This is a genomic window from Pseudoxanthomonas sp. UTMC 1351 (assembly GCF_040948865.1).
Taxonomy (GTDB): Bacteria; Pseudomonadota; Gammaproteobacteria; order Xanthomonadales; family Xanthomonadaceae; genus Pseudoxanthomonas_A.
The window spans coordinates 79,394-91,558 of the sequence record NZ_JAVGJT010000020.1; the positions used below are offsets into that span (position 1 = coordinate 79,394).

Consider the following 12,165-nt stretch of genomic DNA (forward strand, 5'->3'; position numbering starts at 1 on the left):
AGGGATGTTGGTCGAACCCCGCCTGGCGAAGGCCGGCGAGATGGCATCTTTTATACCGCATTCGGTGGCGTATGGAAGGGGGGCTGAAAAAAAGCCCCGCCTAAGCGGGGCTTTTAGACTGCCAAGACGCTATGAACGAAGCGCGCTTACTTGCCGGCTCCGAAGGCGTATCGCATTTCAAGGTACATGGAACGACCGTAGACGTTGTAATTATCGCTGTTGTAAGGCGCGCCTGACGTGCCGGGGTACGAGTCGTCGGTTGGCGGCATTTCATCTAGCAGATTGTTCACCAGGAACGACAGCTGCAAGCCCGCGAGAGGTTGGTAGCTTACGCTCGCGTTGTATGTGGTGAACGACCCCAATTTACCTCCATTGGTCGCGGCATAGCCCCGTTCACTAAGCGAAGCGGCATAGTTGGGTGTTTCGCCCATCCAGTTGGCGTACAAGGTGCTGCTCCACTTCCCCTTGCTCCATGTGCCAGAAAGATTGGCACGTTGCTTGGGGTCGGTGCTGTAGTAAGGATCATCCAGATAGTCGTTTTCGGGATCACCTTCATACAGGGTACGCATGTGCTCAAGAATCTTTGTGTAGTTACCGCTGAAATTCAGATCACCAAAAGCGCCAGCAGCTACCGCGTAGTTGAACCCAACGGTAGCGGCTTCCATGGTCCGCTTGGCGACATTGACCTTAGGTGTATAGACCTCGTCTACCAAGCCACTAAGAGCGTTGCGAGTAACCTGGGAAAGGGCGGCCACGCAGGTCGGCGAGTTGATGTCATCCACCCCAGTCCGGCAACGATATTCCTGGAACATCAGCTTATCGATGCTCTGTTGCCTGACTTCATCGTCGATATCCCAGCTGTAGTAGTCAGCAGTGAACGACAGGTTGTCCAATGGGGCCCAGACGACGCCGGCGTTCCATACGTCCGCATTGATCGGCTGAAGGTCAGTGTTGCCCGACTGTGTGCCGAAAATTTGCCGGTTGGAAAGCGCGTTAGGGCAATTGTCGATAGCGGCGGGGTCTTCCGGCGAGAAACCAGCCAGACTGCATTGATAGTAGTCGACCGTCGAGGTGTAGAAGCCGCTGATGCCTTGGAACTGATCGGATAAGGTTGGAGCGCGGAAAGCGGTACCGTACTTGCCGCGGAACATCAGGCTGTCCAGCGGGCGGAACTCGATACCCAGGCTGTATGTGGGCTTGTCTATCGTGCCTCCATCCACCTTGAAAGCGTCATATCGGCCGGAAGCAGTCACTGTCAGCATTTCCAGGACTGGCATACGCAACTCAGTGGTAAGGGCGTAGCGATCGCGATCACCACCGCCCGCCACCGCAGTGGTACCCCAGATCGAACCGTCCAAGTAGCCGGGGTCGGGCGTGTAGTCCCACTTCTGCTTGCCCCACTCGGCTGCTATTGCCAAGCCGGCGTCGCCGCCCGGCAGAGCGAAGAGACTGCCATTGGTGATCTGCGCTCGCACCATGGCGTCCTTGGTCTTGCTCTTCTTCTTCGCGTAACCGGTGATGCTGCGGAAATCTTCGGGCGTCATGGGCGTGTAGAACGCTGCATAGTCCGGCTGGAAGACAGGGTAGGCGCCGTAGTACGGATCCAGACCTTGCTGCGGGCCTAGGACATGCTGCTGAAAGTAATCGTTCATCGGATCCGCCCAACGAACGAAATCATTTTCTGTCAGGTCGTACTGGGTGTACATCACGCCAAAGTCATAGTCCCACTGGGACTGGCCAAAAACACCTTTAACACCGATAGCGGTTTGAATCGCCTCGCTTTTGTCTATGCCCATGGTGTTGGCGAAGCCGCCTGGGCCCATCTCCTCTGGCGCGAATGCGCGCTGAAGGTTGAGAAAGTCATCCAGGTTCGGGTCGTAATAATAGCCCCACTCGACGCTCGTTCCCCACCACGTGTAGCCAGCACCTACGTGGTAACTGACTTCCTCGTTGCTGTACAGGACATCGCCATACAACTGCACGTTATCGTTGATGTCAAAAGTGACGTGTCCCATTACCTGGGTCGCCTCCTTGCCATTCTTTAACGTGCGATAGCCTGGCGTATAGAACGAGCCGCAATAGTTCTCGTCACCAAAGCCGGGTCGGGTTTGCAAGCCCTCTGTGCCGCCGAACTGACCCGTGACGTTGCCGCAGTTAGCTGGGTCGAGAAATTTGTAGCTGGTGAACGGCGAGTACACCAGATAGTCGCGGCTGGCGAGCGGCGGCGTTGTGCCATTGGTGTTGAACTGCTTGGTAAGATCGCGCTGGTAGCCCCAGATAGGGTCCCGCTCTTCATATTGGATGCCGACCAACCCATTCAGCCGTCCTTCCATTGCACTGAAGCCAGTGGCCAAGCTCGCGCGGGTGCTGGAACCACCGCCGTCCGAGTACCAGCCACCACGGATATCAAACACCGCACCATCCATTTGCTTCTTCAGGATGATGTTGACCACGCCCGCAATAGCGTCGGAGCCATATAACGAAGATTGCCCACCCGGCAGTATTTCGATGCGCTCTACCAAATCAACTGGAATGTTACTGATGTTGTTGAAGGTATCGCTGCCGTTATAAAGGGCGGGAAAGTTGGCCATCGGGCGGCCATCGATCAGGTATTTCGTATAGCCGGAATCCAGACCAAACATGCCGATCGTTTCGGCACCTTGGGTGAAGGATGCCGAGGTCTGGTTGCCTTGTACGCCACCCGTGGATATTGCACTTTGCTGAAGGACATCGGCGACGGAGGTGAAGCCGCGTGAGCGGATGTCTTCAGCTGAGATCGTCATTACCGGGGTAAAGGTCTCTATCTCAGTCCGGGGAATCAACGAGCCGGTCACGACAACTTTGTCGAGCTCTGTCGCGCGCGGCTTGCTCTGTTGTGTGGTTTCAACCTCTTGAGCGGCTACCGTGCCTGCGATTGGGATCAGCGCGACGAGTAAGGCGGCAGTAAGACGGCTGCGCTTAGGCGCAAGCGAATTGCGGTTTGGCATGTTGTGAATCCCCTAAACTAGCAAAGTGATGCGGCCCCCTGGACCCGCTCCTTTGGTCCACCGCACGTCTAAATGTCCTGTGGACTGACGTTAACATGGCATTAACGGTCACGTGCATACCACAAACGCATGTTACGACTGTTACAAATGAAATTGTGACGTAGTTCTCGAAAATATCTCACTAGAAGGCAAATTAGTGCAACAGCTGTCACAAATTGAGGCCCCTGAAGGGATCTCCTTGGCGGATACAAAGGCCTACTTCCAAGTACAAGGCTCAAAGTCGGCAACCCAGGTGCGTCTTACCTTGGGGTATCCGGCGCAGGGATTGAAGGGCAGCATTGAGCGCCAAATCAAGGCGCTGCTGGCAGCTGATGGAACCCAACTGGCCGAGTTTCTGTTGGATTTTCGGGTTGTACCCCATGCTGTCCAGCCCAATCTCACCCCGCTGCCCCGGGTTCGCAACGTCATCGCTATCGGTTCCGGCAAGGGCGGGGTAGGGAAGTCGACCACGGCGGTCAATCTGGCGCTGGCGCTCAAGGCCGAGGGAGCCAGGGTGGGCGTGCTGGATGCGGACGTCTATGGTCCCAGCGTGCCGACCATGTTGGGACTGAGCGGGCGGCCGGACAGTCCGGACAACAAGTCCATCGAGCCGATGCGGGCCTTCGGGGTGGAGGCGATGTCGATTGGTTTCCTGGTGGACCAGGACACGCCGATGATCTGGCGTGGGCCGATGGCGACCTCGGCGTTGACGCAGCTGTTCACCGATACGCTTTGGGGCGATCTGGATTACCTGTTGATCGATCTGCCGCCGGGCACGGGCGATATCCAGCTGACTCTGGCGCAGAAGATTCCGGTTGCCGGCGCCGTCATTGTCACCACGCCGCAGGACATCGCCACGCTGGACGCCAGGAAGGCGCTGAAGATGTTCGAAAAAGTCGAGGTGCCAGTGCTGGGCATCGTGGAGAACATGGCGGTGCATACTTGTTCCAACTGCGGCCACATCGAACATTTGTTCGGTGAGGGTGGCGGCCAGCGGATGGCGGCGCAATATGGCGTGCCGCTGCTGGGTTCGCTGCCGCTGGACATCGCCATCCGCGAGCACGGCGACGCCGGCCAGCCGGTAGTCGTGGCGGCACCGGATTCGGCCGTTGCCCAGGCTTATCGTCATACGGCCCGGATGATGGCGGCGCATCTGGCCATGCGGCCCCGGGCGGCGATGCCCATCGCTTCCTCCCTGGTCTGAATACGCGCTGCGAAGTTAGGGCAGCGGAGGAGCTATGAGAAGCGCCCTTACGCGGCTATTCGCTATCACCCGCCGTTGCGACGGCCTCATTGCTACTGACTCGATGCTATTGCGGGGCGCAGCTCCGCTCTACAATTGCGGACTTTCGCGTTCGTCTCCGTGCCCGGATTGGAACGGCGAGACTTCAGCTAGCTACACGCTTTCCCCATATCAGGAACAGGAATTGCCGCATGAGCATCAAGAGTGACCTTTGGATCCGCCGTATGGCCGAGCAGCACAAGATGATCGAGCCGTACGAGCCCGGCCAGGTCAAGCAAGCCAATGGCGAGCGCATTGTTAGCTACGGCACCTCCAGCTATGGCTACGACGTGCGCTGCTCACGCGAGTTCAAGGTCTTTACCAATATCAACTCCACGATTGTCGATCCCAAGCATTTCGACAACGGCAGTTTCGTTGACGTCGAAGCGGACGTATGCATCATCCCACCCAACAGCTTTGCCCTGGCGCGAACGGTGGAATACTTCCGCATTCCTCGCAGCACGCTGGTGGTCTGCCTGGGCAAGAGTACCTACGCGCGCTGCGGCATCATCGTCAACGTCACTCCGTTGGAACCGGAATGGGAAGGCCACGTGACCCTGGAGTTCAGCAACACCACACCGCTACCGGCGCGCATCTACGCCAACGAAGGTGTGGCGCAGATGCTGTTCTTCGAATCCGACGAGATTTGCGAAACCAGTTACAAGGATCGTGGTGGCAAGTACCAGGGCCAGGTTGGCGTGACGCTGCCGCGCACCTGAGGAATTCCGTTGGCTGCTGGATGGCCGCCGCACCTTCCGAGTCATGTAGAGCGGAGCTTGCTCCGCTGCTGTTGCACTGGCTTCGGAAACGCTCAGCCGAGCAAGCTCGGCTCTACGTGAAGCAAGAGCAGCCGAGCAAGCTCGGCTCTACGTGAAGCAAGAGCAGCCGAGCAAGCTCGGCTCTACGTGAAGCGAGAGCAGTCGAGCAAGTCGCCTTTCAATGCTCCGCTCCTGCGGCAAGTTTGCTATCGGCTGCTGTCGTGAGCGCGATGCGGATCGCCAGACGTATCGCTTCCGTCACTACCTCCGTCGATAAGCTCGCCGCTCCAGGATAAGCAGCAGCCTGCGCAGGCGCATACGGAGTATGGATAAAGCCGCCACGGACGTTGCGTTTGTTCCGTAGCGCGTGCATCAATCCATAGAAGACGTGGTTGCACACGTAAGTGCCCGCCGTCTGCGAGACTTCAGCTGGAAACCCTGCGTTACGCAAGCCAGCCATCATTGCCTTGATAGGCAGCGTGCTGAAGTACGCGGCGGGTCCGTCTTCGACAATCGGTGCATCAATGGGCTGCTTTCCCGCGTTGTCGGGAATTCGGGCATCGTCGATATTGATAGCGATGCGCTCCAGCGACAGTTGCGCACGTCCACCGGCCTGACCTATGCAGATGACCAGAGAAGGCGAAGTTTCCCGAAGCGCCGCCTGCAGCGCTTTCAACGATTCGCCGAACGTAACCGGCAATTGGCGAGTGACCACGCGATGCCCGTGGATCCGACAGCCGTCCAGTGCAGCTACCGCTTCCCAGCTGGGATTGATGGTTTCACCGCCAAAAGGGGCGAAGCCGGTTAGTAGAACAGTGCTGCTAGATGTCATCGGCGTTCATTTTTTTTTCAAAAGTGGAGCATCAACGCTTGAAGGGAGCAAGCTCCGCTCTACGATGGAGCAAGAGCCAAACCTTTTTCACCGAAAGCACAACCACGCCATCAACAATACATTGACGCCCATCAACCAGAACGCCGTCGCCGCCTGCATGCGAATCACGCCGTACTGGTCTTTCAATTCCAGCAGCACCGCGGGCACGATATTGAAGTTGGCGGCCATCGGCGTCAGGAGCGTGCCGCAGTATCCCGTCAGCATGCCGATGGCACCCAGCACCGCCGGATCCGCGCCGTGCTTCTGGATCAGCAACGGCAGGCCGATACCGGCCATCATCACCGGGAACGCGGCAAAGGCATTGCCCATGATGATGGTAAACAGCACCATGCCCAGCGAGAACGCCAGCAGACAGGCGATACGGTTTTCCACCGGAATCACGTAGCCCACCAGCGTAGCGATGGCTTCGCCCACACCGGTGGCGGCGAACACGCCGCCCAAAGTTGCCAACACCATCGGCAACAGCACCGCCCAACCCAAAGAATCCAGCAGCCGCCGGCCCTGACCTAACGATTCCATGGGCCGGGCGCGGGTAACCCATAGCGCGGCGCCCAATGCGAACAGGCTGGCCAGCGCCAGGGAACTAAGAGTCAGCGCCTTTGGGTCCATGAGCTTGTCCATGCCCGGCAGGAACTTGCTGGCGACGAACAACAGCAACGTCAGCAGCGGAATCACCAGCGCGGGGCCGAACAGTTTGTTGCGCAGGGCCTCCGAAAGCGCCTGCCGGCGCGCCTGCGCTTGCGGTGTATCGGCCGTGGCAGTCAAGCGACCGCGTGCGGCAAGAATGCCCAGTGCCACTACGCCCAAGCCCATCGCCTGCGCGGGCCACTGCACGCCAGCCTTGACTGCCGCCTGGATCTGCGTACCGAACGCGAACGGCGTCACCAGCACCAACCAGAAAATCCCCGCTGCGTAGCGGCGTTCGCGCAGATTGAACAGCGCGGTGATCAGCAGGAAGGCGCCGATCAGCCAGAAGAGATATTCAGTCTTGATCATGCGGATCCGCGTCAGCTGTGTGGCCAGCAGCCACGGTGAAAGCTATCGCCATCAACAGAACGACGACATGTTCTTTTTCCAGCCGCCGCTGCAACAGCTTCAACCGGATCGCATGGATGACGAACGCCGCCACCGCCGTAGGCAATGCCCATAGCGCGATCGCAAGCGGTTCGAGTTCGATACCGTTGCGCGCATAAAAGCCTTGGATCAGCAGTACCGCACCGATGGCGACGAAGACGTCTTCGCCGAAGAACAGCCCTACGTTGTCGGTCGCGGCCGCACTGGCGCGCACGCGTTCGCGATCGTGTTCGGTTAGTTCGCCCAATGTGCGTTCGGCCGCGGCCTCGCTCATCGGTGCCACCAGCGGGCGAACTGTTTGCGCCGGGCCGGCGACATGGGTCAGACCCGCCATGCTCATCAGCTGGCGCAGGCCCAGGTAGGCGATCTGGAAGCGCGACAAGGTCAGGCCCTTGAAGCTTATGATCCACTCGTGGGCGCGCTCACGCAGGCCGTAGTGCTCCAGCAGCCCGATAGCCGGCAAGGTGAGCAGGAACATCAACAGCGGCCGATTATCGATGAAGCTGGTGCCTAGCAATGCCAGCAAGTCCGGTAGCGAAATGCCGGCCAGCAATCCGCTGACCAATCCAGCGGCCACCACAACCAGCACTGGATTGAATCGAAGAACGAAGCCGGCCACCACCACCGCGATGCCAAGCAGGGGCCAGTAGTTCATTGGGTGCGCTCCACGGTTTGGACGATGAAGCCGGAGGATTCGATGGCGGCGCGCAGCCCGCGTGCGAAGGCGGGTGCGTCGGTGCGATCGCCATGCAGGCAGATGCTGTCGGCGCGCAATGGAACTTGTTCGCCGGTACGTGCCGTCACCGTGCCTTGCAGCAGCATCTGCCGGACTTGCGCCGCGGCGGTGGCGACGTCTTCGATGCCGGCATCAGGCAGGCTGCGCGGAGTCAGCGTGCCATCCGTCTCGTACCGGCGTTCGGCGAACACTTCGTGCGCTATTTGCAGACCGAGCGCTTCGCCCGCGGCCGTCAACGCACTGCCAGCCAAGCCATAAAGAATCAGCCCGGGATCGTAATCGCGTAGGGCTGCGGCGATGGCGTCGGCAAGAACGCGGTCGCGCGCAGCCTGGTTGTAGAACGCGCCATGCGGTTTGACGTGGTGCATGCGCGTACCGGCCGCGCGGACGAAACCATCCAATGCGGCCACTTGGTACAGCGTGAGCGCATAAGCATCGTTGGCGGAGATGTCCTGCGCGGTACGGCCGAAATTTTCCCGGTCCTGGAAGGCCGGATGCGCGCCGATGGCGACGCCATGCGCGCGGCACAGCGCCACGGTGGCCTGCATGGTTTGTGGCGATCCGGCATGGAAGCCACAGGCAATGCTGGCAGAACTGATGAAAGGAAGGATGGCGGCGTCGTCGCCGATACCTTCGCCCAGGTCGCAGTTGAAATCGACGCGCGGTGCGTTCGACACGGTGATAAGCCTTTCTTCCTGCTATTTCGCGGTATTGCCCTTCAGCAGCATGCTGATGCCTACCAGGATCAGGATGGCAGGCCACCATTTTGATATCAGCGCGCCCAGACTGATCTGGGTAACGCCCAGATTGTTCAGCAGGAACAGAGCCCCCAGAACAATCAACACCACCGCCGGAACGAAATTGCGCTTCATGCAGACGATCCACTTGAATAGGTAGGCCCGATTATGCGGCTTTTTGCCGCATGGATAGCACAGCCGTAGGTCGGGGCAACGCCCGACGCTCGCGCAACCGGAAGCCGTGGCGTCGGCGGCGCGTGGTCGACCTATGCGCCGAAGTCTTGCTGGAGCCGTTGGCGGATGGCGATGGCAGTGCGCGCATGTTGCTGCCGTTGTTCTTGCGCTAGCCGGTGCGCCTCTTCCATGGTGATGGCAATGAAATGCACTTTTGTCCCGGGCCGCAACTGCGCAAGGCGTGGCAGATCGCAGCTGGCGACATAGCCCAGCCGCGCGTAGCCGCCGACGGTTTGCGCATCGGCCAACAGCACGATGGGTTGCCCATCTGGGGGGAGCTGCACTGTGCCGACCGCGACCGGTTCCGAAACACCGTTACCTTCGGAACAAGGCAACGCCGGTCCTTCCAGCCGCAAACCTTGCCGGTCGCAGCGAACACTGGCGGTCCAGCTTTGCGCTGCGAGCGCAGAGGCGTTGGAATGGGAAGAGGCAACGAAACGGATCGGGAGGTCTTGCCAGGTATTTCGCTCGTCGATCCACCACTTTGCGATCCATGGTGCGTCTACTGCAGGAGTGACGCTGTTGCCCACCGCAAGCCGATCACCGGCGCGGAGCGCACGGCCATCCAAGCCACCAAAACAGCCGCGCAGATCGGTGCTGCGGCTTCCCATGATCACAGGCACCTCGAATCCTCCCGCCACCGCGAGCCAACTGCGCGCTCCGTGGCGCATACCGCCGAGCTTGAGATCGCCCGGCGGCAATACCAGGGGGCGCCCAGTCGGTAATGCGATCCCGTTCCAGTGCGCCTCGATCGCAGCGCCCGTGAGCGCAACGCGAGCTGGTGCGTGCAGCCGCAGTGTCGGGCCATGCAGGGTGATCTCGAGTGCGGCCGATTCGTCTTCGTTGCTTACTAGCCGATTGGCCAACGTCAACGCTAAGGGATCAAGTGCGCCCGCCCGCGCGATACCGAGGTGGCGCCAGCCGTCGCGGCCGAGGTCCTGCACGGTGGTCTGCAATCCCGGCGATAGCACGTCCCAGGAGGTCATCGGGATTCGTCTGCAAACACGTCGGCTCCTACCGGCACAAAGCGCACGCGATCGCCGGGCGAAAGCAGCGACGGCGTTTCGCGCGCCGCATCGAATAGCACTAGCGGCGTGCGTCCTAATAGGCGCCAGCCGCCGGGGCTCTCGCGCGGATAGATGCCGGTCTGCGCACCGCCGATAGCGACCGATCCCGCCGGCACGCGGGTGCGCGGCGTCGCCAATCGCGGCAGCGTCAGCGATTCATCTAGCCCCAAAAGGTAAGGAAACCCTGGCGCAAAGCCGATCATCGCGACGATGTACGTCGCTGCCGTGTGTCGCGTTATGAGGTCATCGACACTGATACCGCATAGTCGCGCTGCTTCCGCCACGTCGGGTCCGAACTCTTCGCCGTAACAGACCGGGATATTTATCGGATCCGGCTCGCGCAGAGCAGCAACCAAGGGTGTTCCGAGTAGTGCCTTTAGCGCGCTGATGACGTAGGCATGCGGATCGGCATGCTCGATGTGTCGTGCGTCGAAGAATACGGCCAGACTGGCGTAGGCGGGCACCAGATCGCGCAACCAGGGTGGAGCCTGTTCGCGTAGCTTCGATGCGATGGTGTGGGCTTGTGCGTTGAGCGTAGCGTCGATGCTGTCGCCAAGACGGAGCAACAGCGCATCATCCGACAGCGGCTCGAACAAAGGGGTCATTTCAGTTTCTGGCGCCAAGCGTCCACATTCGATTGGAGGTGCTCAAGCGTGAATCGTTGCGGCGAGCCATTGCCCCACACCGGCCCCGGCCAGGCGGCATCGCCGTCGCGCCGTCCGACCAAGTGGACATGCAGCTGCCGGACGATATTGCCCAGCGCACCGATGTTCAGCTTCTCAACGCCAGGTTCGTTACGCAGCAGGGCGCCGATCTGATTGATTTCCGCGAGCAACAGTCGCTGCTGGCCGCCATCGAGTTCGATCCACTCGCTCGCGTTGGCAACGCGCGGGATCAGCAGCAGCCACGGATAACGCGCATCATTCATCAGCCGCACTTGCGATAGCGGACCGTCGGCAATGAAGACACTGTCCTGCTCCAGCCGTGGGTCGAGCGAGAAGTCGTTCATGCCAGTTGTTCGCCGAAGAAGCGCAGCGTACGTTCGCGTGCCAGCTTCGCACTGGCTGCGTCGTAGTCGGCACGGACATCGCAGTTGAATCCGTGGCCCGCCGGATAAGTGAACGTTTCCATCTGCGGCATCATGTCGCGGTGTTGTTGTACGCGTTCCGGCGGAATGGAAGCATCACGTTCGCCGAAATGGAACATTACCGGCGCTTTGGGTTTCTCCGCCAGGAACGGTCCGTTGCGCGCACCGTAGTAGCTCACCGACGGCAATCCCAGACGTAGTGCAGCCAGCAGCGCGACGGTGCCGCCCCAGCAGTACCCGACGGTGCCGATCTTGCCGGCATCTTTCAGTGCGTCGGCCGCGGCGGCCGTAATTTCCACGGCTGTTTCCAGACCCAGCTGCGTGATCAGCTCGCGGCCCTTGGCGACACCGGCATCGTCGTAATCAAGTTCCACGCCGGATTCAATGAGATCAAAATACGCCGGCGCAACAACGGAATAACCTTCCGCCGCGAAGTCGTCCGCCACGCTGCGGATATGTGCATTGACGCCGAATATCTCCTGGATCACGACCAGCCCGGCGCGTGGCGGGCCAGGCGGTTCGACTTTCCAGGCCGAGATACGGCCGCGTGGAGTATCGAGAGAAATCCAATGACCCATGGCGACGACCCGTTGCGGTGAGAAATACAGTGTAGGGCGATCGGTGCCGATATCCGAGCATTCGCACGGGGCGCCGGACTACATCGCGTAGGTCGGGAGGCGTGGCCCCGACCTACCTTGGTCTTAGCCGTGGGGTGCGCTTTCGTAGCTTACGTCGACGATTGCCAGGCGGGTGACGCCGGCGGGAAGGTGCGCTTCAACTTCGTCGTCCAGCCGTTTCTTGAGTAACGCGCGAGCCAACGGTGAATCGATGCTGATGTATCCCCGTGCTGCATCGGTTTCGTCCGGTCCGACGATGCGGTAGAGGGCCATCTCGCCGGTGGCGATGTTCTCCAGTTCCACTCGCGCCCCAAAATAAACGGCCTCCGGGTCGGTGGGTGGCGTATCCACCACGCGCAGAACCTCAAGACGTTTACTCAGGTAGCGCACGCGGCGGTCGATTTCACCCAGCTGCTTCTTCCGATAGGTGTACTCCGCGTTTTCGGAGCGATCCCCTTCCGCCGCCGCTGCTGCGAGCGCCTTTACGACTTCCGGGCGCCTTATCCGCCACAGTTCATCCAGCTCGGCTTTCAGGCGTTCGTGACCCTCGCGGGTGATCAGCGCGGTGCTTTTTTCTGCGGGGGGACGCCAGCGGGACATGGTGCGGGGAGTTAAGAGTCAAGGATCAATGGTTGGTAGGATGGGTGGAGGGGGG

The 12,165-nt window shown here is 60.3% G+C and carries 13 protein-coding genes; 2 read left to right on the forward strand and 11 right to left on the reverse strand.

Features of this window, described 5'->3' with window-relative positions:
• Window positions 1–146 precede the first annotated feature (146 nt).
• Window positions 147–2,987, reverse strand: coding sequence for a TonB-dependent receptor plug domain-containing protein (locus AB6O04_RS14895; protein ID WP_368564876.1), 2,841 nt, complete (start codon window positions 2,985–2,987; stop codon window positions 147–149).
• A gap of 238 nt (window positions 2,988–3,225) precedes the next feature.
• On the opposite strand from AB6O04_RS14895, the gene apbC reads away from it, so the two are divergent.
• Entirely contained in the window at window positions 3,226–4,230 is a 1,005-nt protein-coding gene (apbC, locus tag AB6O04_RS14900; RefSeq protein ID WP_368564877.1) for an iron-sulfur cluster carrier protein ApbC, read from the forward strand.
• Between the two features lie 230 nt (window positions 4,231–4,460).
• The gene (dcd, locus tag AB6O04_RS14905; RefSeq protein ID WP_368564878.1) at window positions 4,461–5,027 is read left to right on the forward strand and encodes a dCTP deaminase; all 567 of its coding nucleotides are present in this window, start codon (window positions 4,461–4,463) and stop codon (window positions 5,025–5,027) included.
• Between the two features lie 217 nt (window positions 5,028–5,244).
• Here the strand turns inward: dcd and pcp are convergent, their stop codons facing one another.
• The 10 genes from pcp to greB form a co-directional block, all read right to left on the reverse strand.
• Window positions 5,245–5,898: a pyroglutamyl-peptidase I gene (gene pcp / locus AB6O04_RS14910; protein WP_368564879.1), complete on the reverse strand. Its 654-nt coding sequence runs from the start codon at window positions 5,896–5,898 to the stop codon at window positions 5,245–5,247.
• Between the two features lie 87 nt (window positions 5,899–5,985).
• The gene (locus AB6O04_RS14915; protein WP_368564880.1) at window positions 5,986–6,954 is read right to left on the reverse strand and encodes a DUF979 domain-containing protein; all 969 of its coding nucleotides are present in this window, start codon (window positions 6,952–6,954) and stop codon (window positions 5,986–5,988) included.
• Complete coding sequence (locus AB6O04_RS14920; RefSeq protein WP_368564881.1) at window positions 6,941–7,687, reverse strand: DUF969 domain-containing protein; 747 nt, start codon at window positions 7,685–7,687, stop codon at window positions 6,941–6,943. Before AB6O04_RS14920 ends, AB6O04_RS14915 begins: the two co-directional genes overlap by 14 nt.
• A complete protein-coding gene (locus AB6O04_RS14925) occupies window positions 7,684–8,445 on the reverse strand; it encodes a 5-oxoprolinase subunit PxpA (protein WP_368564882.1) in 762 nt (253 codons plus the stop codon). The genes AB6O04_RS14920 and AB6O04_RS14925 overlap by 4 nt, the downstream gene beginning before the upstream one ends.
• Window positions 8,446–8,466: 21 nt before the next feature.
• A complete protein-coding gene (locus tag AB6O04_RS14930; RefSeq protein WP_337344946.1) occupies window positions 8,467–8,640 on the reverse strand; it encodes a DUF5668 domain-containing protein in 174 nt (57 codons plus the stop codon).
• A gap of 131 nt (window positions 8,641–8,771) precedes the next feature.
• Complete coding sequence (locus AB6O04_RS14935) at window positions 8,772–9,725, reverse strand: biotin-dependent carboxyltransferase family protein (protein ID WP_368564884.1); 954 nt, start codon at window positions 9,723–9,725, stop codon at window positions 8,772–8,774.
• Window positions 9,722–10,411 (reverse strand): 5-oxoprolinase subunit PxpB, encoded by a 690-nt coding sequence (gene pxpB / locus AB6O04_RS14940; protein ID WP_368564885.1) that lies wholly within the window; start codon window positions 10,409–10,411, stop codon window positions 9,722–9,724. The genes AB6O04_RS14935 and pxpB overlap by 4 nt, the downstream gene beginning before the upstream one ends.
• Window positions 10,408–10,815 carry an HIT domain-containing protein gene (locus AB6O04_RS14945; protein WP_368564886.1) on the reverse strand — a complete coding sequence of 136 codons (408 nt, stop codon included), beginning with the start codon at window positions 10,813–10,815 and terminating at the stop codon, window positions 10,408–10,410. Before AB6O04_RS14945 ends, pxpB begins: the two co-directional genes overlap by 4 nt.
• Entirely contained in the window at window positions 10,812–11,471 is a 660-nt protein-coding gene (locus tag AB6O04_RS14950) for a dienelactone hydrolase family protein (RefSeq protein ID WP_368564887.1), read from the reverse strand. The genes AB6O04_RS14945 and AB6O04_RS14950 overlap by 4 nt, the downstream gene beginning before the upstream one ends.
• Before the next feature lie 123 nt (window positions 11,472–11,594).
• Window positions 11,595–12,110 carry a transcription elongation factor GreB gene (greB, locus tag AB6O04_RS14955; RefSeq protein WP_368564888.1) on the reverse strand — a complete coding sequence of 172 codons (516 nt, stop codon included), beginning with the start codon at window positions 12,108–12,110 and terminating at the stop codon, window positions 11,595–11,597.
• Window positions 12,111–12,165 lie beyond the last annotated feature (55 nt).